This window comes from Candidatus Goldiibacteriota bacterium HGW-Goldbacteria-1, assembly GCA_002839855.1.
Taxonomy (GTDB): domain Bacteria; phylum Oederibacteriota; class PGYV01; order PGYV01; family PGYV01; genus PGYV01.
Genome location: PGYV01000007.1, coordinates 103,555 through 128,283 on the forward strand (window position 1 = coordinate 103,555; position 24,729 = coordinate 128,283).

The following is a 24,729-nucleotide window of genomic DNA, read 5'->3' on the forward strand; positions in this document are numbered from 1 at the left end:
CGTAAACATAAACCATATTTCCTTTTTTTAGCTTATGCCTAATTGCTTATTAGCTTTTTGCTTACGTTCTCCGCTATAGCTTAATTGCTTATAAACTTTTTGCTTATCTTTTCGCTATAGCTTATCCCTCTATTATTTAAATACAAACCTTCCCCTTGCCGCTTCTTTACCGCTTTCTTTTTTTATAACCGCGCAGGCAAAGGTGTTTTCATCTTTCTTTTCAAGCACTGCCGTAACCCTGCCGCCATATTCCGCCTCTTCCATAAAATTTATCAGCAGGCTTTTTACCTCGTGCGTTTCAAGGTATTCCTTTGTCAGCGTTTCGTTCATCCAATCAATATACGACACATTATTAACATGCCTGTTTACGTCAAATTCCCCAAACTTAACTTTATATTCCGCTGACGCCACAGGGTTTAAAACCGCTTCCACTTTGCCCGCTTCCCTGCCTATGGCGCTTTTATCTTTCTGCTCCGGCCATTTTTCAGCCACGCTCTTTAAAGGCTGAATCTTTTTTGTCACAGGGTCTATTACCACCCAAGTGGTGGTGGCAGCAGCTATCCTTATGCCATTTTCATCAGTAACATCGTAATCACGAAACGCGGAAACTTTTCCCACGTTTTTTGACCACGTCTCAACAGTTAATTTATTTCCCCAGGCCGCTGTTTTATAAATTTCCACTTCAAGGCGCATCATTGCCCATATATGGCCGCTTTTAAGCATTGCGCCTTTTACTTTTTCAATTTCGCTGTAATGGCGCCACGCCGTATTCTGAAGGTAATTGCACAGCGCAGTAATTTTCAGCCTGCCGTTTATGTCAGCGTCATATACATTAACATCATATTTTTCTGTCCAAATTCCCGGTGCCTGTTCCATCGTTTACCCCGCTTTGCCTGTATTCTATATATGGTAATACTAAGCCAAAATATGTAATTTATAAAGTCTTTTTTATTACGTCCGGGAGTTTTAGAGGCCCCGGATAAGATTACGGAGTTACAGAGGGGGGAGGGATAATAATCTTAATCCGGAGCCATAAGTTGGACGTGATAAGGTATGCCATAGTTCCCGGATTATTTAATTTATAAGCCCCGGAGCAATTGGGGATGAGGGAGGAAGTTAATTGCCCGCGGGGCTTATATATATATGACGTGATAAAACATAAAAAGGGTTGCATATTACGCCCGTAAACTGTTTTGTCTTTGCTGATGACAAAAAAATAATATTGCTGTAAAATTACCGTCATGACAGATAAAAAACTTATTCACCTTACAGAACTTTCACTTAGGCTGCTGATTTTCTCCGCGGCTTTTATTGTGCCGCTTGCGTTTTACCTTAACGCCCATGAAAGCTTTGAAATGCCCAAGTCAGCCGCTTTCTTCTCTTTTACAGCCCTGGCAGCAGCCCTGCTTTTTATAAAGATGGCGCTTAAAAAAGAAAGCGTACTGTTTGTAACGCCGTTTTCTTTTCCCGCAGCCCTTTTAGCCGCCGCCTTTACCGCTTCGTTTATAAGCGGCACAATTTTTAACCCGAATGCCGTATTGCTTCACTGGCAGTTTTTAAAACTGTGCCTTCTTATTATATTGTCCTATTTCCTTATTATTAATACTTTTTTTAAGCGGGACATTCCCCGCCTGCTTTACATTATAATAGCTTCACATTTTATCGTATCAACTTACGGGGTAATGCAGTATTTTCACATGGATTTCATAAAGTGGGTTTCTTTCGGCGAAGGCCGCGTTTATTCCACGCTTGGAAATCCGGACTACATGGCAGCGCAGTTTTCAATACTGATCCCGGTTTTAATCGCGGTTTTGCTTTCACCCATAAACAAACTTGCCAAATTTTTCAGCGGCTTATGTATTTTAATGATGTTCTTTCTGATTATTGTATCGCAGGGACGCGGCGCATGGCTTGGTTTTCTTGGCTCTCTGGCTTATCTGTTTATAATGTTTGGAATATTTTACGGCAAAACGTATTTTGCGCGCCATAAAAAATTCTTTATGTCCATGGGCGCGTTTCTTGTACTGCTTATAATACTGTTTACAGTGCCTAACCCAATTAACCGCAACCCAATAACCGACAGGTTAAAACAGAGCTTTGATTTAACCGGCGATTCCGCGGCTGTAAGGCTTTTTTACTGGGAATCCGCCCTTCAGATGGCGGCAGCTAAACCTGTGTTCGGCGCGGGCATAGGCGGCTTTAGTCTGAACACCGCATATTATCAGCGCAGGGTTTATGACCGCTGGCTTAAAGCGGCGCCAAAGATGGCGGCCAAAGTGGAACCGCATGTGGAGCTTTACACCCATAATGATTTTCTTCAGACCCTTGCGGAAAACGGCTTTACGGGTTTTGGAATTTATTTGCTGCTTTTCTTTTCCGCTTTTTTCATTTCAATTAAACTTGCATTAAAGGAAGAAAATCTTTTTTATAAAAACCTTCTTATAGGAATAACAGCTTCTTTTACCGCGTTTTTAATAAACGGGCTTTTTAATTTCCCGTGGAGGGTTACGCCCACGCTTATTCTTTTATGGGCGCTGTTTGGCGTCTTTTCGCTTTACGAAAAACGCTCCGCCCTGCAGATAAAAAAGATTCCCGCTGTGCCTTTAGCGGTTATCCTTGGAATTTGCGCTTTTATTTTTTCTGTCATTCAGGTCAGGGTATTTTATGCCAACGTGCTTGTTAAACAGGGTCAGGCACAGTTTGCCGCCGGAAACTACACACAGGCGCGCGACACTTTTGAAAAATCACTGGCTTCTAATGCCCGCGGCACGGACAGCATAGAACTTGTTTTATACGCGGGCAACGCGTATAACGCGCTTACGGACACTGACACCGCAATAAAATATTACAACCGCGGCCTTGCCATGTTCCCCCATTTTATAGAGTCACATTACAACGTGGCAAATGTCTATATGGCAAAAGGAATGAACGAACAGGCGCTTGAAGAATATGAAAAGACACTGGCGCTTAACCCAAAATTTACGGCAGCCATGAATAACATGGCAAATTTATATTTTAACAGCGGAGATTTTGAAAAAGCAAAAGACATGTACAAACGTGCTTTGGACGTGACCCCGTCGCTTATAGAAGCACGGTACAACCTGGGTGCGTGTTATTACAGGATGAAAGATTATAAAAACGCGAAGAAGGAACTTGCTGAAGTTTTAAAGTACGACCCCAATTACCAGGCCGCAAAACAATGGGTGGAACAGTTGGGAAAGATGGGATATTAAGAGCAGAGGCTTGGACGGTTGGATGCTTAGAGGCTTGGCAAAGACAAGTATAAAAACCAGACCAACACAGCACGGGCTGAATACCCGCATCTATCCCGCCTGATGGATTCAAGTTTGTCTGCATTAAATACTACTAATTTGCTGTTCGAAATTTTTGATTTTGTTTCGGTAGGCGCGCCTTTTAAGGCGCGGCAGTTGTCTTTATAGTTGTTTCTTCAAGCATCCAAGCCTCTAATCTAAGCTTCCTTAGAGTTTATGCCCCGCTCTCTTTTATGTATCCCCTTAATTTCATCCTTGCAATTATCCTTGCAACGCGCCTTTTCTGGAATTCTTCTTTCTGCTTTGTTAAAAGTTCTTTTCCCCTTGCCTTCGGCCGGGGGATAACAACGGCAAGCATGGCCGCTTCTTTGGGCGTAAGTTCATGCGGAGATTTGTTAAAGTATACTTTTGAAGCCTGTTTAATACCGTAAATTCCCTTTCCAAATTCCGCGATATTTATATAGTAATCAAGTATCTGCCTTTTTGTAAGTTTATTTTCAACGCGAAGGGCGGTTATTGCCTCTATTATCTTTCTTTTAACTGTTTTTTCTTTGGTCAAATACGCGTTTTTAACAAGCTGCTGGGTTATTGTGCTGCCGCCGTACTTCAATTTAAGATGAAGTATGTCATATCTTGCGGCCCTTAAAGTTTCATCTATATTAACCCCTTTATGCCTGAAAAAACTTCCGTCTTCCGCGGCAATTATCGCGCCTGTGACGTATTTGGGAAGTTCAGCGGAGCGGACAAAATCTTTTGAATACGGAGAAACAGAACGTTTGATATAGGTTTTCCCGTTGTATGCCTTTATGGTTACTCTTGTTTTTATTTTGCTTATATCCGGAAGTATCGCGTTCATGACAGTAAAAAAACCGATAATATAAGCAAACGCGCATTGAACTATAATAATTGCTCTTAACCGCAAAAGTGTCACTTGAAATCCTTCGGGCGTTTCAGGAAAGTCTGTTGGGCTTTCTTGGCGCACATTTTAGTCTGTTATCTTCCGTCTCCGTTATGCGGATGAATCGTATTAACAAGGTTTTCTACTATAATCTACTATATTATACTGCATAAAATAACCCCGGTCAAGAGTATGATCATTGCGGATGTATTTTATTATGAAAAAGTGCTTTTTTTAGAGACAAAAATTACGCCCCGAATCATATTGCCGTAACTTTGCTTTAATTAAATATCAACTAATCCCCTGCAATCTTCTACTATAAGATATGCTTTTCCTCATAATTTGATAATGATTAATTAGGTTTTTTTATAGTATCCTCTGCTTTTCTACTGTGTTAAAGCGTGACTTTCAAATCACTGGAATAACTATAATTATTATTTTGTAAAAATATCGATAATCATGGGTTAATGGCGATATTTCGTTGAAGCGTTCACCGTAAAAACACAATATAAAACAGCGAGTAAAAATCGAATATTGGATTAATACTTTATAAAAACTAAGAATTATTTGGAGGCTAAATCAATTAGTTCTTTTGTTGTCTTCCTGCTAATAAGAAAACTGATTCCAATAGCAATAATTACAGGGAATCCTATAATACAAGCATTTATCCAATTTAGGCTCAATAATCTTTCTACATTTGTATTTCCGGTTCCAATTTTCGTTCCAACAATAACATCTAAAATAAATCCAATAATTACAGAAATTAAAATGAGGGAAACAATTATAATATCTTTTTTTGAATTCTTTTTTACCATGTTATCAATATCGTTTTTGAATTCACTCTTTAAGTCATTGACTTTTTTATCAAATCTTCTTTCCTGTTCTTGTTCTCTGTTGTGAAAACTCTGTTCTTGTTCTGAATACTTACGCTCAAACATTTGTTTAACTTCATTCAATTCTTTTTTTTGTTGAGCTTCATTTGTCTCCTGCTTTTTTTTCAAATTTTCAACCATTACAGAAAGGTTTTTGCTGTTAATCTCATCAACATTTTTAGTTATAGAGGCATTTATCAATAAATTTCTTGTTTCTTGATCATAAATAAGTTCGGTCATATGTTCTTCTGTAATTGTTCCCGAATTTTTTTCCTGTACTAATAATTCAACAAAGTATTCCCATACACCCTCGTCAATTAATAATGAGTTTTTAAATATAGATAAAATTGCTTCTAGGTCGATTGTCTTTGGTATTTTTAACCATAAAAGATTTGTAAAAACCTTATCAAACATCACTTCTGCTATCGTTAAATTTACAAAGTGCTTATGAATGTCGTTATCGAATTTAAACAAAGTAAAATCCGATGTCAAAAATATATATTTTGCTTGTTCAAAATTACGTACATTTCCTTTTCTTTTTTTCTTAATTAATTCAATTACTGCTAAATCGTGTTTAACCGAATTCGGTGTTACATCTTTTATTTCATCCTCATCCAGCGATTTATTTAGATTTCTTTTTTCTTTCCTTTTCTTTAATTCCGCATAGTCGTTTTTATTATAATCTTGAAATTTTTCAATGTCCGTTATTCCTGTATTTTCTATTGTTATTCCTAATTTTCTTATCTCATCATCTATATGGATTACAAATTCTCTAACTCTCATTGATGACCAACCCTTGTTTTTTAATGCAGAATAAATAGAATAAATATCAATCCCAGTAATGTAGTTAAATTCTTTGTAGTCATATCCATGAAGGACGTTAACACATTCCGTTATCGTAAAATCAAATACTTTTATTTCAACATCTTTTATGTCCTTTATCATTTTAAATAACTCAAGTGCAGGTTTTGTATAAGAATCATGATGCAAATTTAATATGCTAAACATAATATTGCTGTCTAAATATACGGTTATTTTTTCAAACTTTCTTCCCAGTTCATTCATCTCTGCTGCGTTCAACGAAACGGATAAAATACTGCCTCTAATCAGACTGGACAATACCTCATATTGTTCAGGTTCATTTACATAGATTCGCTCAAGTATGTTTATCAGCACTTCAGTTTCCTTAACATCAATTTTTTCATTTCGTTCTTGTATTGATGTTTGATGCTGCGTTTTATTCATTTTAATAAAATATTTTTTCATCACTTCCACTTGTTTACTTAATATTCTTACAAGTATTTTTTCTATTTCGTTCTTACTTCTTTCAAGGCCAAACTTTTTAAATTCAATCATTAAATAATCAAATAATTGATTTATTTTCCTGATTTCTTCATCTGCTGTAGAAAATTTCTTAGCGTATTCTTTCCCGCTTTCTGTCAAGAAATATTCTTTAAATTTACTGCACCCGATCAAATTTAATTTTTTTAATCTGTTCAGAAGAGTATGTAAAGAATTTATAGGAACATCGAGACAGAATGACTCTTTTAGCTTATCTGTCATTTCATCAAATAGCATTGTATTATCCTTTTTGTTATCTATTACATAAACGACAAATGGGAGAAAGCTATCAATTAGACTTTTTTCCCGCTCATAAAATGTTTTAATTAGAAGATACGATGATAAGTTGTTTAGCATGTTCGCCTCCCGTCCTTACTCCCATTTTTAATATTAACCATTTTTATATATTTCAGTATACTTTAAATATATCGTTTTACAATTATTATTTTATTAAATATTAGAATACGTAGTAGTTTTGGTATTTTTAGATCCCGAGTTTCTCAATTATTTATATAACTTTCTAGAATTGTACTAATTTTTTTTGTAAAAAATCTATATCTTTCTCTCTATTAACAATATTCCGTAACTCCGATATCTGATCAACTAAATTTTCTATTTGTTTACGGCAGCCCTAGGTGATAATCCCCGGCACGAAAAATAAGAGACATCCTATCTCTAATGGATAATCATTGACTGCTTGATATAGCAGAGTATAATCAAATAAGATACGTGTCCCAGTTGAGAAAAGGTTATAAATAATTTTTTTGAGGAAAAATGAAATACGGTATAATTTGCGAGACTAAATGCACAATTCCATTGCACAGAGAAGAAATATTTATCGTTAATGGAATAACTATTTCCTTAATTCCAAAAAATGGTTTTTTAAATGAAGTGTCAACAAGCGTTTCAATCCCAATGACTGATAATAACTATACATATATCAAAAAAGCAACTAATAATATGAACGAATTAATTGTAAATAGAGACGAAGTCTATTATAAGAAGTTTATTGATATAATGATACATTTAGAAAATTTTTTAGGGCTTCATTATGAATTGGAAAAAATAACTTGGGAAAACAGGAAAGAATTCTGGACTCCCGAAAATGAAATCGAGAGAAAAAGTAACATGGTGTTTTCGCATTCGATAAATGGCAAATATCCCATTAGACATGAAAAAATTAATATGCAATTACTCCTGCAAATGCTGAAAGAGAATGCCGCACTTAATAAATTAAAAGTGCCGCTATCTTTCTATAGAGAAGGAGAAAATTATTTCAAGAAATTCAGATATATCGATTCTTTCAAATATTTATTTTTAGCAATGGAAAGCATTTATGCCAACGGTCATTCGAAGTCAAAAAAAATGATAAGTGAATTTAAAAAATCTGGAAATCTTTTACAGGGGTTCAGAGTTTCAATTTCACAAATTGATAATAAACATAAAAGTAGTTGTATGGGGTTAGGGGTTGAGTTTGGAATTGTCGATTGGGAAAACGAAATTATTGAATTTGTCGTAAGAATCAGAGGGTTTCTAAGTCATCACAATATAAAAAGTAATAAATACGGAAATCCGTTCGAACACGAAAAGTATTGTTCAATAACACTTGTTCTAATGACAGCGCTGAACATAGCGCTGACAGGAGAACTTATACTCTTATCGAAGGTTAATATTGTAGAGTATTTACTTAATAAACAGGAATAACAAAAAAAGATACCCTAAACTTAAGGAAGAACTAATGGATGCTAAAGAAGAGCAAATTTTACAAGAAGATATAAAAGAAATTTCTTCTATTATTTCTTTTCAAAAGAGACTGTTTTATCCAATAACTATTCCTTCTGATTCGGAAGAAAACCAAATACGTAATAATATTCTATATTCATTACACGAATTGAATTTGAAATCGTTTGAAACTATCCAATATCTAATATCAACTTACAAAGTATCGGATATTTTTGCATTGAGTAGACAAATATTTGAAACAACTATAAATATGGGGTTGCTTGCGAAACCGATTATACCTGATGATTTAGAAAAATTTTGTGAGTACGATTTTTTTCAAATTAATAAGGGAAACACACACATAAAGGAAATGAAATTAGATAAATATATCAAAATAGAAGAAAGTAGAGTTTCAGAAATCAGCGAAAAAGTTAAGCAAATTAAACAAAAAAGAAATTATAAAAATAATCCACAATCGTGGACGAATACCGACTTATTAAGTAGAACTAAACTTATCGATGAAAATTATTTAAATTATATACCCGAACAAAATAAACATTTTTACGAATTACTATATTGTCAATTATATAGAGCATCCTCGCAAGTTTTACATGCTACCCCTGCTGGTTTTTTAAAAATGTATGAATTCAATCCCGAATTAAAAAAAAATAGTGTAACACATTATAAACTCAAATTAGTTGATGGCATAATGATGAAAGCGGCAGAATATACAATCATTTCATTTTTAAGTTCTATAAGATTTTTTGGAATATATCTCAACAAAACCGAAGCAGAAGAATATTTCAAAGAAAAAATACTAGAACATTATAATCTTTGAAAAGAAGGTAAATCAAATAATTAAAACAGCGAAATTGTTATAGTAATTTGTTTTAAAACAAACAATAATTAACAAAGAAATACAGCGGCGATTAAAACCCATAGGCGCATCAAAAGCCCGCCTCTTTCATCTGCTCGTCTACAAACACTGGCATAAAATCACAATCAATAACTTTTATATTAATTTTTCTTTTACTCTACGCGCGTTTGGTCCCTATAATCCATCTTCCATATAAAAATGCAGCCAGGGGAAATACTATGATGATAAGTTTGTTCATGGCAAAAGCACCGGAAAATTTAAGGTGGATTAAAAGCCAAGCTGCGCGTGTTATGCCGCAGCCCGGGCATTCAAATCCAAAAAGGTTTTTATACAGGCAGAAGCTTTTTCCGTTAAATATAATATCATACGGAAAAAAATATAAACCGCAAAGCAGTGCTGCTGTAATAACTATTTTTAAAGGTACTTTCACAGCTGTTTACTTGCTTGTAATTACATTGCCGCTTTTATCGGTAAACTTCTGCGTAAGTATCAGGATAAGGTCAATGATAACCCATATTCCGCATCCGCCGCCTGTTAACAGCATCAGTATTCCTGTTCCCACTTTGCCCACATAGAACCTGTGAGCGCCAAGAAACCCCAAAAAAATACACAGAAGAAGGGACACAAGCCATTTTTCTGAAATATCAGGTACTGAACCCGAAACTGCAGGCTGCCTTACGCCGCAATGCGGGCATATTTCCGCGGCGGCTTTAATTATTTCCCCGCAGCTGGAACAGTACTTTTCATCAATGCCTTTATTTTGTTTTTTTGTTGTCATTTAAACCCTCCCGTTTTTATTTTGGCAGCGCGCCAAATAAACCCATTATACCTTTATGTATATTGTGCGGAAAACCCGCGTTTGGCATAAACATCATTGGGCAGAACCCTGTAATACACTTTATCCCGTTGGTCTCGCATGCCGCTATTGCCTTTGTGTTTGATATGCCTTTCATAACGTGTTCGTGAATCCAAAGTTCTTTCACGCCGGCTTTTGCGCATTCATTTGCCACTTTGTCCTGTTCCGCGGGCGGCACCACGGCAATCGCCGCGTTTACGCCGCCGGGTATATCTGCCACGCTTTTAAACGCCGGCTCGCCGTTTATTTCAGACGCGTTGGGATTAACCGGAAACACTTCATACCCTTTTTTTATAAGCTCCATATAAAGCATATTGCCGTATTTTTTATTGTTTCTTGAAGCGCCTATCACCGCGATTTTCTTATTTCCAAAAAAACCTTCCACATCCTGTTTTCCTATCATATATGCCTCCGCAAAATTTTCATACATTATATTATTATCCCGCTAAATATCAATTAGAATTTAAACAACAAACCGTTATTCAATAAACATCCTGTTTCCGTGTTCCGTGAATTTCACATTCATCCCCTTTGAATACTCCTTAATCCTTTCCTTTATAACAGCGGCTTCTTCGCCCTTGGCAAAATGCGGCCTGCTTTTTTCAATCTTTGCCGGCGTAATATACGCGTCTTTTACGGCTCCGTCGGATAACCTGCAGCTGAATATCATGGTGTCTGTCTGTATGTCCTTAAACTGGTCAAATACAAAATTACCCAGGCTGTAAAGTATTATCGCATTTTTATATTTTTCTATCCCCTGCAGTACGTGAGGGTGGTGTCCTATGATAAGGTCAGCGCCGGAATCCACAAGCATACGCGCAAGTTTTTTCTGTTTTTTACCGGGATAATTTTTATATTCTTCCCCCCAGTGAAAAGACACAAAAATATAATCAGCCAGCCCTTTTGCCGCAGACACGGCTTTACGCATCTCTTTTTCTGAAGGGTGGCACGGCTGCGGCGTGTTACAGCTGTTCATATCTTTATCAGTCTCATAATAAAAATCCGCAAACGCAAACAGCGCTATTGTCACACCGTTGCCGGTTATTATGCGCGGTTCAAGCGCGTGCTCCCTGTTATATCCCGCGCCCGCGTGCATTACACCAAGATCATCAAGATTTTTTATGGTCTGCGAAACGCCTGTGTAATTGCAGTCCAGCATGTGATTATTTGCAAGTGACACCGTATTAAAACCGGAATTTTTAAACCCTTCCATTTTTTCCGGCTCGCACCTAAACGCGTATGGCTTTTTTCTTTTTTTCTCCGTGGAAATGGGGGTTTCAAGGTTACAGAAAGACACGTCGTGCGCTTTGACAAACGCCCTTATATTTTCAAACGGGTAATCATACCCGTAAGCTTCCATATTTGCCTTTACGCCGCGGTCCAGCATCACATCGCCGGCAGCGCAGAAATAAACCGTTTTTGGCGCCATTAAATACTGCCTGTTTGCCGCGCACGAACTTAATAAAAAGATTACCGGCAGAATTAGAATGTATTTTATTTTCATATGCCGGAAACTGAAGGGGCGGTCTCGCCGTATATCAGGGCTTCTATTATTATCTCTGAATAACTTGGATGGATGTGCATGGTGTTTTTTACGGTTTCCACACTGACGCCGGCATTTATTATAAGCCCTATTTCATTCATCATATCAGCTATTTCGTAACCCACGGCAGACGCGCCTATCACCCTGTCATCCGCCGTCAACAGTTTTAAAAATCCCGCGTCGCTTTCTTCCACTACGGCTTTGCCTATGCCTTTAAAAAAATATTTATATACTTTATACTCTATGCCGTTTTTCCGCGCGTCCGCTTCGGAAAAACCCGCGCTGCCTGTCTGCGGCATTGAAAAAACAAGTTTAGGTATCCTTATGTAATCCAGGTCACCGGATTTTCCCGTGGCCATATTATCCACGGCGGTTTCAGCTTCTTTATATGCGGTGTACGCAAGCATGGGCGAATTGATGCAGTCGCCGGCGGCGTATATGCCTTTTACGTTTGTCATCATGTCGCCGTTTACTTTAATAAACCCTTTTTCATCGGTTTGAATACCTGCGGCTTCAAGATTAAGCCCTGCCGTATAAGGCACCCTGCCTGTGGCTTCAATTATAATGTCATAGTTTTCTTCTGTGCGCGTTCCATTACTTTCTATTGTCACAATCCCGCCGTCATCGGGCACCGCAATGCCAGCGCCGCTGATTATTTTTATCTTCTTTTTCTTAAACTCCCTGACAAGCGCCCTTACTGCCTCTTCATCCATTCCATATAATATAGAAGGCGCAGCTTCCGCTATTGTAACTTCCACCCCTATATTATTAAGGAAGGACGCGTATTCGCACCCTATCACTCCGCCGCCTATTATAAGGGCGCGCTTTGGCACCGGGTTTAAGGCAAATATTATTTCCGGAGAACTTACTTTGCCGCTTTTGAAAAGCCTGCGTGCTGATGAACCCGTGGATATAAGGATGTTCTTTGACTGATAGGCGTTTCCCGCCGCTTCAATTTCATTGGCGGATATAAAACGCGCCTGCGCTTCCAGAATTTCTATCCCGGCTGCCTGCATTCTTGCTTTAAGCCCGCTTCTTATCGCGTTTATTTTCTGCGCCACGGTTGAAATTATTTTTTCATAATCAGCGCTGTGTCCTGAATGGTGAAGCAGCCCTTTAAGCGGAATGCACCCTTCGTTAAGGCAGGTGCCGCCAAGGTTGTTTAAGTTTTTTTCTATAAGAAGAGTTTTCATCCCCGCCTTTGCCGCAAGCAGCGCCGCAGTATAGCCGGCAGGGCCTGAACCTATTACAATTAAATCATACATCTTATTTTTCTCCCGGATTAATCGCCTATGTATTCCCTTGGCTTATTGCCGTCAGCTTCTGTTATAAGCCCTTTTTCTTCCATATCATCTATCATGCGCGCGGCCTTGGAATAGCCTATGCCAAGTTTTCTCTGAAGATAAGACGTTGAAATATTGCCTTTGTTTTTGGCAAGGTCTATGGCTTTCTTCATCATCTCATCGCCGCCGGTTCCGGTGTCGCCGTCGCCGGAAAGGTCCGGATCATCATCTTTCATGTCAAATTCCGGTGATATATCCGGTTTTCTCTGTTTCTTTATAAAGTGGCACACTTTTGATATTTCTTCTGATGATACAAAAGCCGCCTGCCCTCTTAAAGGTTTGCTGATATCAGCCGGCGCGTAAAGCATATCGCCGCGCCCTAAAAGCGCGTCTGCGCCGTTCATGTCAAGTATTGTGCGCGAATCCACCTTGGACATTACCTGAAACGCTATCCTTGACGGGAAGTTGGCTTTAATAACGCCGGTGATAACATCAACCGAAGGACGCTGCGTGGCAAGCACTATGTGAATGCCAACGGCGCGCGCAAGCTGGGCAAGGCGCTGCAAAGACGCTTCCACGTTTGCTTTTGCCAGCGTCATTAAGTCGGCAAGCTCGTCTATTATCAGTATTATATAAGGAAGGGATTTCTTTAAATCTTCGGGGTTAAAATCCGGCTCGCTCTTTAACTGCATATTGAATTCAGACGCCATTTTATTGTATGTGTTTATATCCCTGGCGCCTTCCTTGGCAAGCATGTCATAGCGGTAGTCCATTTCATAGGTAAGTTTTTTCAGAACGTATGCCGCGTGCTTGGGGTCGGTGATTACGGGGGATATTAAATGCGGTATGTCGCGGTAGTGCGTAAGTTCCACGCGCTTGGGGTCCACAAGCACAAGTTTTACTTCGTCAGGCGATGCCTTATATATCACGCTCATGATTATGGAATTGATACAAACGCTTTTGCCCGACCCGGTGGCGCCGGCTATTAAAAGATGAGGCATTTTTCCAAGCTCCGCAATTATCGCTTTTCCGCCAAGGTCCTTGCCTATTGCCATTGTAAGAAGGGAGCCCGAATCCTGAAAGGCTTCGGTTTCTATAAGTTCTTTTAACGTGATAGTTTTCTTATTTGATTTTGGAACTTCTATGCCTATCAGGGATTTATTTGGAACCGGCGCAACGCGCACCTGTTCCACGCGCATTGACAGCGCTATGTCATCGGCAAGGTTTACCACACGGGATACCTTGGTGCCTGTGGCAAGTTCAAGTTCAAAGCGCGATATTACCGGCCCGTCCACCACGTTTACCACTTCCGCTTCCACGCCGAAATCCTTAAGGGTCTTTTTCAGCTTTTCCGCGTCTTCCGCGTAGTCTTTCTTTTCGCCGCCGGCGGTATCAACAGCGTTTCCTTTTAACAGGTCAATTGACGGCAGGGTGTAATCGCCTTTTACCACTGCCTGTATCGCCTTTGTCTTTTTTTCCGAAGGTTCATCAGGGGTTATTATATTTAACTTTTCTCTTTTTACGGGTTTTTTTCTTTCCTGTTCTTCCGCTTTTTCCTGCTCTTTAAGTTTTTTCGCCGCTTCTTTTTCTTCCTTCTTTGTCATGGGCTTTTCGGTTTCTTTTTTTGCCTTTGGTTTTTTCTCTTTTACCTCATCTTCTTCGTCGTCTTCATCATCTTCTTTATTATTTCTTATATCCATAAAAAGCGATTTGACATAATCGGCCGCGTTCATAAACACATCGCGCGCAAACCTTCCTGCCGCAAAAAGCATTTCTTCTTTTCCAAGCAGAAAAAATGACAAGGCAGTAAGAAGTATAAATACGATATACGCCCCGATTATGTTAAACCAGGCGGATAAAAAGTGCGCAAGGTTATAACCCAGAATTCCGCCCGTATAAAATTTATAGTTTCCGTCCATTACCCTTAAAACGGCAGGCATGCCTTCCCAGAATGTCCGCATATCCCGTCCGATTAATTTTGCCACCTTTTCCATATGAAAAGTTTCAAGCGCGCCGCCTTTTACCACAAGCGCCATAAAAAGCGATATGGAAATAAGAGCGGCAGAAAACCCCGCAAGATACCTTGTAGAAGCATACTTCATTTCATTTCTGAAAACCGCGTATGAATAGAAACCCGTTATAAAAGGAATAACATATGATGCCTTGCCGAAGAAAACATATAAATACCTGGCTATCACTTCTCCAAACGGCCCAAGCAGGTTTCTGTCATTTATTATTATAAAGGAAAAGAAGGTTATTATAGAAATAAGCCCCAGCGAAACCGCAAGGTAAATATCCGGCTGCTGATCAGGCTTTACTTTTGATTTTGAACGGCTTTTTGCTTTTTTTGATTTTTTTGCCAATTGTATCCACCCTTGTAATTTTATTATTGCGTACCGGTGATTATAACCGAAAAACGGTTATTTTGCATTATTGATTTTTATGGGCAGGTTTTGCCTGTTACGATATTTTATACCCGGTATCCGGTATTGCTGATGGTTAATAATTGCTTTTGCCCATAAACATAAAAAGGGGCTAATTCTCATTAGCCCCTTTTTATGTTGTTACCCCGTTTTAATCAACTTATTTCTTTTTTGCTTTTTTCTTTGCTGCTTTTTTCTTGGCTGCCATTGGGTACTCCCCCCTTTCGGTGTTAAAGTTTTTAACAAGAGTTTAAGAAAACCCTTTGTTTTTGAATCTCTGTTTTTTTCATACTTCCTGTTGTGTAAGAGCTGCTGCCTTTCTTCAAGACCTAGTATATAATATATAATTTTTTTGTCAACAAATAAAATCGGTTTTATACCTAATTAACCTTAAATTTGATGAAAATTTAACGTTTTTTGTTTGTTTTTGAATTATTTTGAACTTTTTTAAACCATATTTGTCCACAGGTTATTAACAGTTAGTCTACAATAACAAATATATGTTGTGGCTAACTCGTATTTTAATACTCCCGAGGGACAGATGCACAGATGCACAGAGGGACGGAAGTAAAAGTAAAAAATAAAACAGGGGTTATGTGTGTTTTTTCAGAAGCGACGCGCAAGCATACTTTATACGCGATACAATGTATGTAATGCTGCGCCGGCATATTCGGATGTGCCGCGAGTTCACGGTTGCTAATGACGTTAATCTTACCGAATAATTCAAGCTTGTTTGACTGCAAGAACACCAGTTTGCGGCGAGCACTGAAAAAATATACATAACCCCGGTTAAAAATTGAGGGACAGATGGTCGGATGCACAGAGGGACAGAGGAAAACGTTAAAAACAGCGGTCTAAGCTATAGGCAGATAAACATAAGCGAAGACAAACAAAATCTTTCGCTATAGCTTAACCGCCTATATTTTTAAGGTGCTATGTTTTAATCTTTCGCTTATGCTTAATTGCTTATCTGCATATAGCTTAACATTCAGCTTTTAATAAACTTTTCGCCTTCTTCAAGAATTTTGTTTAACACCTTTTTTTCTTTTGCTTCCGCGTAAAGCCTTACTATGGGTTCTGTGCCTGACAGCCTTATCATTGCCCAGGTATCGCGCCCAAGCATAAATTTATATCCGTCAACAGTGATAAGTTCAAGGACATCAAAAGAACCAAATTTGTCATTGGCGCCATTTTTAAGCCTTTCAATTATTGCCTGCATTTTTTCATTTGTAAGCCTGAAATTCTTTCTGTCATTTATAAACGGCCCTGTTTTTTCTTCCAGTTCCTTTAACAGTTCCTTAATGGTCTTCTTGCTTTTGGCCACCATTTCCACCACAAGCAGGCACGCTATTATTCCGTCTTTTTCCGGAATGTGTCCGTGCACCGTAAGCCCGTTTGATTCTTCCCCGCCTATCACTATTTCTTCTTCCTGCATTATCTCGCCGATGTATTTAAAACCCACAGGTGTTTCATGAAGCACCCTTTTATGAATCTTTGCCACCGCATCCACCATATGCGATGTTGCAACTGAACGGATAACGGAACCGGGCCAGTCCCTGCTTTTTATCAGGTAATCCAGAAGCAAAGGCAGTATCTTGTTTGCCTGAATATAACTTCCGTCGCTGTCAATTATGCCGTAGCGGTCGGCGTCGCCGTCCGTGGCCACGCCAAGCATGGCTTTTTCTTTTTTTACCATGGCTATAAGGTCAGCCACGTTTTTTTCAGCCGGTTCAGGGGGAAACCCGCCAAAATACACATCCCTGTGGTCGTTTATAACCTTAACATTGGCGCCTGCTTCAATTAACAGCGTGTCAAGGTAACCTCTTCCTGTTGCAAACAGGGGGTCCACCACTATTTTCATTTTTGATTTTTTAATAGCTTTAAAGTCCACAATTTCCTTAAGCCTTTCAAGGTAAAATGGTTTTGGGTCAAAATAAGTTATAAGCTTCTTTTCCATGGCTGTTTCTTTTTCCATAAAATTGATTGTGGTCTGTTCCTTTATATTTTTCTCTATTTCAGAAGTCTCTGCCGGAGTTGCCGGCCCGCCCCAGGAAGGACTGAATTTAAGGCCGTTATATTCCGCGGGATTGTGGGAAGCCGTAAAGTTAATGCCGCCGGCAGCTTTTCTTCTGATAACTTCATAAGAGATAACAGGCGTAGGCGTGTCCCTGTCGCATACAAGCGACGGTATGCCGTTCGCGGCAAGCACGCACGCGGTTGTTTCGCAGAACTTTTCCGAGAGGAACCTTGCATCGCCGCCCACTATTACGGGTTTGCCCTTAAGTTCATCTTTTGTTTTAATAAAATCCGCTATTGCCTGAACAACTATCTTCACGTTTCCAAACGTAAAGTCATCGCTCATTATCCCGCGCCATCCGGAAGTCCCGAATTTAATCTCTTTTGTTGACATAATGTCCTCCTGTTATTTTCCCTTTTTGGGTTTAAATCCTGTAAACAGGAAATATGATATATTATTTTTCGCGGTTTTACAACAGAATCGTGAGGCAGATTAGTTTTATATACCGTGCTTACATCTGAAACCGTCTTAATACAACCATCCATTTTACTTTTTTGCTCCAAACCCAGCTTTTACATATGCACTATTTCAAGATAAAACAGTGCATATTTTCCCGATATGCACTAAACCAGTACATATCCTGTTTTAAATCTTCCACCACGGAATAATCTCAAGCCCGTTTTTTATCTTACCCAGATTATCTTCCATTTCTTCAATAACTTCAATATCTATAGAATCATCCTCCAAAAACTTACGCGCAATTACAAGCGCCCGTTCCTGAAACCAGACAGCTTTTTCAGCCTGCCCGGTTTTGGCATAAAGCATCGCAAGGCATTCGCAGCCGGCGTGATGGTCCGGCTGAGCAAGGGCAAGTTCCTTAAACTTTAATTCTGCAGTTTTATAATCGCCGGACATATAAGCGTTCTGCCCGGCTTCTTCAATGGCAGAATCGTCTTCCTCACAGGGTTTAATATATGTTATTTCCTTTTCTATATCAGTAATATAGTCTGTCATTTAAGCCTCCGGAATAGTGTTTATCAATTCTTACGCGGCTTTTTTGTCAGCTTAGTTTTATCTTTGCCTTCGCCTAAAAGATCCGGACCATACTTCTGCATCAGGTTTGCCATGGTATTCATAAACCAGGCATATGCCTCATATGATGAAAGCCATGATTCCAGATTTAAGTGCACGTATATAACAGCCTCTTCCTCGCTTTGCGGAGAAAACATATCCGGCGTGCGTTTTGGTATTTTTACCGTTCCGGACAAAAATAACGCGGCATGAATATTACGTTTAAGCGCATCATGAACAAGCTGCCGGGCTTTTTCCGAATCACCGCGCAGAATAAATTCAACAAGCAACCCGTTATATGCCCATTCTATTCCGGAGTCATTCTTATATTTACCGGTGTTCATAAGAGTATCAGCCTCTGCAAAAAGTTTTTCCGCGCAAAGATATGAACAAAGCAGGTAACGCATTCCCTGGTTATCACCCGTATTAAGTTTTAACATCTCCCTGCATTTATCTATAGCAGCGCGGCGTTCTCCCATATCCCAAAGTACATTAACTACACCCTGCATAGAACGCATATATGGCCTTGCGGAAATATGCATCCAGAGTTCTCCGGTTTCTTTTTTTATAAAATCTTCCCCAAGCTGCCTGCGTCCCGCTGCCTCTCCCTTGGAATAAAATTCAAGCCTTTCCCTGTCATTCTTAGCCTCATCCTCGGCAAGAAGGTTATAGGCATCGGCACAGTCCGGATATATAAAAAGGGCTTTATACGCAAGAAGCAGCCTGTCTTTGATGCTGTTTTTTTCATAAGCGTCATATATAAGATCCTGCGCGCGGTCAAACGGCGTTTCAGGCCCGTCAAATTCAGGTACTTGTTTTCCGGTTAAATCATTCATAAACGCCTGTACCTCTTCAATAGAATTGAACTGTTTTGAATCAATCGTTTTTTTAATGTCCAAAAAGCTTTTTTCCATCAAACGCATATCAGGTATCTTTTTGTTTTTCATACGGAATCCTCTTATTTTATTTAACATCTGTTATTTGATAAAAAATCTAAATAAAATCCTTATTTACCTGCCATTGCCTTATTCTCTTTTTCTATTTTTTCATCTGCCACTTCAAGCGGGGCGGATATATGAATTGTTTCATATTTTTTATTTTCTTCGGTAAAATCCAGCCTTGCAATTTTACCGGAAACAATTGCATTTAAATTTATGTGAGCTTCTTTCATAAAACTTTTAATACCTTTAAAAATAGAATCGTTCTTATTTTCTTCAGCAATAATCACAAGTTTTTCAAGGTAATAATTAATTTTTGAAGCGTGATATTTTATCAGGTCAACAATCTTAATGTCCGGTTTTCTATATCCTATTTCCAGCTTTAAATTCAGCGCTTTACCGTAATCAACAAGGTCTTTTATTGATATTTCATTGTCACTTGATGTTTCTATTTTTGATATTCTGCTCTGCGTACATCCAAGTTTTTTGGCTAATTTTTTCTGAGTAAAACCGTTTTTACATCTTAAAACCAGAAGAAATTTGGAAATCCGGCTGTTATCTATTCTTTTTAACGCTTTCTTTCTGAAACCTTCATCAACATCCGAATCCTGTATCATATCTTTTATACTGCCATATTGTTTTCCCATTATTTTCCTCCCTTTAATTTACTTACATAATCAACGCAATATTTAATATCATCCGGCTGCGTTTTCTTATCTCCTATTGCCAGCAAATACAAAACCTTATTTTTAAAAAAACTGTAAACATAAAGCCTTGTCTGCCTGGGTTTATTTGTGTTTTTTGCGCCTTTTTGGTCTATTGCCTTTATTCCCGCCGGTTCCTTATGCAAAAAACCCGCGTTTATTTGTACATGTTCTTCGCATTCATTCAGCATAACCAGATAACTTTCAAGATTGTTAATTACAGCTTCCAGTTCATTTGGATGTTTTTTTGAATACCATTTTAAATCCCTGTTGAACCGTTCTGCCTTTTCCGTGACCCAGCCGCCCATATTTTCCCAATCCGCCGAAAAGCATATATTCCATATTGGAATATTACACCATCAGGCTTAATTTGTCAAGTTTTCAGCCCCTTTTCCCTGCTTTAGTTTTACCAAAACATATAAATATGTCAATTGGCATTTATAGATATTTTACATCCCAAACCGGCTGATAATTACTTTAATCCCGTTAAATTATAAGGTTCTATTTTCAATTTAATCAAATCAGAACATATAAGCAGAATAAAAACCCCGGGCCGATTGATAAGGGGGTGTCTCTTAGAGAGAGACGGTGGACCGGCCCGGGGCTTATTTTATTTTGGCTTCTTAATTATCCCTGCCGGGATATAAATTTCCGCCCTGAATATTTTTTTTCCGTTTACCCTGTTCTCTGAAATCACATAAAAATATTTAAGCCCCTGCCTGCAGCTTTTTTTCAGCCACGAACCGAATATGTAATTAAGGCTTGATAAAAGCATTTCAGCCCCGCCTTTATGCACAAACCTTGCGTATTTGCCCGACGGGACAGTTTTTTCGGGCTTGCCGCATTCTTTCTTTTTTTTCTCGTAATCATTCGCGGAAAAGATTTCAACCGGGCTGTCCATTGAAATTTTGCTTAAATCATTTCCGCATCCGCAATAAGCGGTAAAAGTTTTACCGCCTTTTTTTTCAAGTTCAGATGCCCTTTTAAGCCTGTCAGACATCAGGCGCTTTAATGTGATTTTTTTCAGGTTTCCGTAAACAATAAATGATTTTAACTTTACAAAATCAGGATTTGTATTAATACCGCCGCCCAGAATATGGTCAATGTCTTTCCCCGTAAGCCTTTGCCTTTCAAGGTAATAAAAACGGCTTTTTTTCTTTTTGTATTCCGCAGGAGCCATTTTAAACAGTTTTTTAAACGCCCTTGAAAAAGCTTCATATGACTCAAAATTGTATTCGTAGCATATATCGGATATCTTTTTTTTGGATGAAAGAAGCTTCTGCGCGGTTAAAGTCAGCCGCCGGTTTCTTATATACACGCCTATCGTTTCTCCAAAAAGCATTTTAAACAGGCGCCAGAAGTGCCCCTTTGAAATGGCCGCAGCCTGCGCCACTTCGGAATATGTGACATTATTCTTAATATTTTTCTCAATGTAGTCAACAGCCCTTTTCATGTTAGAGCTGTATCTTTTATATACCATTCCGCCGCAACCTTTCTCCCCGTGGACATATTACAACATTGATACTTCAAAACACTTGACTTTTTTCTTCATTTTTACGGATATATTTTTCACGCTATAAAACAAAAATGCCCCTTTTTCAGGGGCATTTTTATTTTATACCACATTATCTACCTTTTGTGCTTTTTTTCCTGTATCTTATATTTATATACAATTTTTGATTTATTTTTAAAACTGCTTTCTTTGCCTTTAAATGCTATATGCCTGTCTTTTATCTTTGTAACAGCTTCAGGACGGCAGTTGTGGTAATCGGATACAAACCTGTAGTTTACCCTTTCAATTATCTCCCTGTCCGTGAACCTGAAAGGTTTTCCATAATGCGGTATGAATTTATCATGCGTATTGATAACAAAAACCTGCGGTGCAAGGCGCAGCCTTAATGCCACTTCCATCCACGACATGCGCTGAAGCCTTAATTTATACACCGCTTCCGCCCTTACATTTGCTTTTGACGCAAGAAAGAACACCACGGGCAGTTCCTCATCGGGAATTCCGTGATTTCTGACGGCAATAACATCCCTGTGCGGAACCCTGTTATATTCGCTTACCGACATATAAAAACTATTTACACCGGAAGCATCCGCTGAAATTCCAAACCTGACATCCGCCCGGACATTAATAACCGCCACAGCAAGGATTATTACAGCCGTTCCAACAAGCGCTTTTAATATTGTGCTTCTCATTTTATTACCTCCTGAAATTTTTTGATTACAATAATTTGACGCAGGAGGAAAGAGAAAGGATTACGTAAAAATAGAGGGACGGAAGTATAAAAGTACAAAAAAGCAGAGGGACAGATGCACGGATGCACAGAGGGACGGAAGTATAAAAGTACAAAAAAGCAGAGGGACGGTGAGATAAAAAACAGAGGGACAAAAGGTCAGACGTTTAAAACTTCCGACCTTCCGTCCCTCTGTGCATCCGTCCCTCTATCTTATCAGTTCTTCGCTTTTTCCGCGAAGATTTTTGCGCCTTTGATTCTTTTCCCGTTCATCTTTTCAACCACTTTATCAGCCTGCGTTGAATCCACATGCACAAACGTGTTGCGGTCCTGCATATCTATACGGCCAACCTGGTTGCCGCCTATGCCTGTTTCACCGGTTATGGCGCCAAGAATGTCTTTTACCTGCGCGCCGCTGCCCTTGCCGACGCTTAAAAATATCTTTGTCATCGTGATATCGCTGTCCCTGCCTTTGGACCTTGTGTGCCCTGCAGGCCTGTCATCGCTTCTGCCGCGGCTGTAAGAACCCGCGCCATATCCGCGAGAACCGGAACCGCGCGAACCTGAATTGTGCGAAGAAAACCTGCTGCTTCTTTCGCCGCCTCTTTCAGCTGATAATGAACGTTCCGGCGCGTTAATGTCATCGTGAGCGGTGCCTGTGCTGCCCGATTCTTTTTCCATTGTCATTTTCATAAGCGCGGCCGCAACGTCTGTGGAGGAGATATCCGGCGTAAGCATAGCTTCAACCGATTTAATATGGTGCTGCAGCCCGCCTTTTGCTACAACTTCTTTTACTTTTTCCGCAAAACGCGCGACCCTTAATTCTTCCATTCCCATTTTTGTCGGGATTTTTTCCTGCTTTATTTTTATCTTAGCGTACCTCATGATTCCGCGCATTTTAAAAATTTCATCGGGATAAACAAAGGTGAACGACTTGCCTGTCCTGCCCGCCCTGCCTGTGCGGCCTATCCTGTGTACGTAATATTCTTCATCCGCGGGTACGTCATAGTTAAATACCGCGTCAATGCCTTCCACGTCAATACCGCGCGCGGCCACGTCTGTGGCTATAAGGATATCCACTTTGCCGTGCCTTACTTTGTCCATTACCCTGTCGCGCATAAACTGCGTCTTATCGCCGTGAAGCGATTCGCACAGGTATCCGCGTGAATTAAGATGTCCGTAAAGGTCATCCACCATCATCTTGGTATTGCAGAAAATAAGCGAGAGTTTGAATTCGTTCATGTCAAGCAGCCTGCAAAGCGCTTCCAGCTTTGTGCCGCGTTTTAATTCATAGTAGCACTGTTCAATTGAAGGCGCTGTCAGAATTTCGCGCGTGATTTTAATATGCTGCGGGTCTTTCTGATACCTTTTTGTGATTGCCATGATAGGCGCCGGCATAGTCGCGGAAAAAAGCACTGTCTGCCTTTTTTCAGGGGCTTTCTTAAGGATAAGTTCAATATCCTCCACAAAACCCATGTTTAACATTTCATCCGCTTCATCAAGCACCACCATTGCACAGGCGGCAAGCGACATTGTCTTTCTTTCAATGTGGTCAATAAGCCTGCCCGGTGTGCCTATAACAATCTGCGCGCCCGCGCGCAGCGCGCGAATCTGCCTGTCTATCGGCTGTCCGCCGTAGACCGCAAGGGTCTTTATGCCCTTTTTATACTTTCCTATTTTTCCTATCTCTTCCGCCACCTGCACCGCAAGTTCGCGCGTGGGGCACATTACAAGCGCCTGTACGTTTTTGTTCTTTGCGTCCACCATTTCCAGAAGCGGTATTCCAAATGCCGCCGTCTTTCCTGTTCCTGTCTGCGCCTGTCCTATAAGGTCAACGCCTGTCATCATAAGGGGGATTGTTCCCGACTGAATTGAAGTGGCTTCTTCAAACCCCATGTCTGTCACGCCCTTTAAAATTTCCTGTGACAGGTTTAGTTCTTCAAACTTTTTCTTGTCCATTTCTTTTTCCTTCCGCTTACGGCACATGGCCATAGCTAATTAAGATGGGCCATGCAGCGGAAAAAATATAATGTATTCATGATAATGAAAACATCGCAGATTTCCGGGCATAATAAGCCCGCTTCGTGGGATTTTCTTGCAGGGATGTTTTAAATGAAAGTGCCCTTTTGAAGCACACACACAAGTTACAATTCCTTGCCCGGCAGTCATCCCGCTCAGGTGAAATAAGTATACTGTATTAAACGGTTTAATGCCACAAAAATTATTGATTTATTTTGAATAATAAATAAAACGTAATTATATAACTCCCTGTATGCTAAAAATATATTTCATTCATATCCTTTAATTGATTACAACCTTTCATCAATTACAACGTAAAATATAACACCAGACTGACAACCCCAAGTGCAGCGCCCCCTATCATTAAAGGCATCGACATCAATGTTGCTTCATCATATTGCTCTTGCGTTTGTGAAAAACCAGCAAGAAGAAATGTCCCAAGTCCAACAACGATACAACCTAATCCAACGCCTGCCCCTGCAAGCCAAAGAATGCTTTCATCAAGTGTATATTCTGTATATTCTTGCTGTTTATCAGAATGCTCAAAACCCTTTTCTTTAAAATCATGATTATTGTTTGTAGATACCGGACTTACAGTTGCACATCCGGATAAAATAAGAATAGGTATAAGCAACAATATTACACATTTTTTC

The 24,729-nt window shown here is 39.4% G+C and carries 20 protein-coding genes and 1 pseudogene (1 of these 21 only partly in view); 3 read left to right on the top strand and 18 right to left on the bottom strand.

Translation table 11 applies throughout. From position 1 onward, the window contains the following. Positions 1-132 precede the first annotated feature (132 nt). Positions 133-876, bottom strand: a complete 744-nt coding sequence (locus tag CVV21_08600; GenBank protein PKL91262.1) for a hypothetical protein — start codon at positions 874-876, stop codon at positions 133-135. 365 nt (positions 877-1,241) lie between these two features. Between CVV21_08600 and CVV21_08605 the strand changes: the two genes are divergently transcribed. Next, positions 1,242-3,233 carry a hypothetical protein gene (locus tag CVV21_08605; protein PKL91263.1) on the top strand — a complete coding sequence of 664 codons (1,992 nt, stop codon included), beginning with the start codon at positions 1,242-1,244 and terminating at the stop codon, positions 3,231-3,233. 253 nt (positions 3,234-3,486) lie between these two features. Here the strand turns inward: CVV21_08605 and CVV21_08610 are convergent, their stop codons facing one another. Both CVV21_08610 and CVV21_08615 read right to left on the bottom strand, forming a co-directional pair. Beyond that, positions 3,487-4,203 carry a hypothetical protein gene (locus CVV21_08610; protein ID PKL91264.1) on the bottom strand — a complete coding sequence of 239 codons (717 nt, stop codon included), beginning with the start codon at positions 4,201-4,203 and terminating at the stop codon, positions 3,487-3,489. Positions 4,204-4,733: 530 nt separating this feature from the next. Next, complete coding sequence (locus CVV21_08615) at positions 4,734-6,740, bottom strand: hypothetical protein (GenBank protein ID PKL91265.1); 2,007 nt, start codon at positions 6,738-6,740, stop codon at positions 4,734-4,736. A 417-nt stretch (positions 6,741-7,157) separates the two neighbouring features. Here CVV21_08615 and CVV21_08620 point away from each other — a divergent pair, with 417 nt between their 5' ends. Together CVV21_08620 and CVV21_08625 are read left to right on the top strand one after the other, a co-directional pair. Next, complete coding sequence (locus tag CVV21_08620; protein ID PKL91266.1) at positions 7,158-8,087, top strand: hypothetical protein; 930 nt, start codon at positions 7,158-7,160, stop codon at positions 8,085-8,087. A 34-nt stretch (positions 8,088-8,121) separates the two neighbouring features. Next, positions 8,122-8,943 carry a hypothetical protein gene (locus tag CVV21_08625; protein PKL91267.1) on the top strand — a complete coding sequence of 274 codons (822 nt, stop codon included), beginning with the start codon at positions 8,122-8,124 and terminating at the stop codon, positions 8,941-8,943. A gap of 196 nt (positions 8,944-9,139) precedes the next feature. On the opposite strand, the gene CVV21_08630 is transcribed toward CVV21_08625, so the two are convergent. From CVV21_08630 to CVV21_08700, 15 genes and pseudogenes are all read right to left on the bottom strand, one after another. Next, positions 9,140-9,412, bottom strand: coding sequence for a hypothetical protein (locus CVV21_08630; GenBank protein ID PKL91268.1), 273 nt, complete (start codon positions 9,410-9,412; stop codon positions 9,140-9,142). A gap of 6 nt (positions 9,413-9,418) precedes the next feature. Continuing rightward, positions 9,419-9,760 (bottom strand): hypothetical protein, encoded by a 342-nt coding sequence (locus tag CVV21_08635; GenBank protein PKL91269.1) that lies wholly within the window; start codon positions 9,758-9,760, stop codon positions 9,419-9,421. A 16-nt stretch (positions 9,761-9,776) separates the two neighbouring features. Continuing rightward, the gene (locus tag CVV21_08640) at positions 9,777-10,268 is read right to left on the bottom strand and encodes a hypothetical protein (GenBank protein PKL91270.1); all 492 of its coding nucleotides are present in this window, start codon (positions 10,266-10,268) and stop codon (positions 9,777-9,779) included. Between the two features lie 48 nt (positions 10,269-10,316). Beyond that, entirely contained in the window at positions 10,317-11,342 is a 1,026-nt protein-coding gene (locus CVV21_08645; protein PKL91271.1) for a hypothetical protein, read from the bottom strand. After that, on the bottom strand, positions 11,339-12,646 hold the full coding sequence (locus tag CVV21_08650; protein ID PKL91272.1) for a hypothetical protein: 1,308 nt from the start codon (positions 12,644-12,646) through the stop codon (positions 11,339-11,341). The genes CVV21_08645 and CVV21_08650 overlap by 4 nt, the downstream gene beginning before the upstream one ends. Positions 12,647-12,663: 17 nt before the next feature. Next, positions 12,664-15,027 carry a cell division protein FtsK gene (locus CVV21_08655; protein ID PKL91273.1) on the bottom strand — a complete coding sequence of 788 codons (2,364 nt, stop codon included), beginning with the start codon at positions 15,025-15,027 and terminating at the stop codon, positions 12,664-12,666. Between the two features lie 1,048 nt (positions 15,028-16,075). Beyond that, on the bottom strand, positions 16,076-17,497 hold the full coding sequence (locus CVV21_08660) for a phosphoglucomutase (GenBank protein PKL91274.1): 1,422 nt from the start codon (positions 17,495-17,497) through the stop codon (positions 16,076-16,078). A 252-nt stretch (positions 17,498-17,749) separates the two neighbouring features. Next, complete coding sequence (locus tag CVV21_08665) at positions 17,750-18,118, bottom strand: hypothetical protein (protein ID PKL91275.1); 369 nt, start codon at positions 18,116-18,118, stop codon at positions 17,750-17,752. 23 nt (positions 18,119-18,141) lie between these two features. Then, on the bottom strand, positions 18,142-19,122 hold the full coding sequence (locus tag CVV21_08670) for a hypothetical protein (protein ID PKL91276.1): 981 nt from the start codon (positions 19,120-19,122) through the stop codon (positions 18,142-18,144). A gap of 59 nt (positions 19,123-19,181) precedes the next feature. Continuing rightward, positions 19,182-19,760 (bottom strand): hypothetical protein, encoded by a 579-nt coding sequence (locus tag CVV21_08675; GenBank protein PKL91277.1) that lies wholly within the window; start codon positions 19,758-19,760, stop codon positions 19,182-19,184. Next, positions 19,760-20,125, bottom strand: coding sequence for a hypothetical protein (locus CVV21_08680; protein PKL91278.1), 366 nt, complete (start codon positions 20,123-20,125; stop codon positions 19,760-19,762). Before CVV21_08680 ends, CVV21_08675 begins: the two co-directional genes overlap by 1 nt. A gap of 302 nt (positions 20,126-20,427) precedes the next feature. After that, a complete protein-coding gene (locus tag CVV21_08685; protein PKL91279.1) occupies positions 20,428-21,297 on the bottom strand; it encodes a hypothetical protein in 870 nt (289 codons plus the stop codon). Between the two features lie 149 nt (positions 21,298-21,446). Further along, on the bottom strand, positions 21,447-22,019 hold the full coding sequence (locus CVV21_08690) for a hypothetical protein (GenBank protein ID PKL91280.1): 573 nt from the start codon (positions 22,017-22,019) through the stop codon (positions 21,447-21,449). A gap of 254 nt (positions 22,020-22,273) precedes the next feature. Then, a complete protein-coding gene (locus tag CVV21_08695) occupies positions 22,274-24,016 on the bottom strand; it encodes an ATP-dependent RNA helicase (GenBank protein ID PKL91281.1) in 1,743 nt (580 codons plus the stop codon). A gap of 367 nt (positions 24,017-24,383) precedes the next feature. Then, positions 24,384-24,729 (bottom strand): annotated as a pseudogene (locus CVV21_08700) (hypothetical protein); it runs 29 nt beyond the window's last position.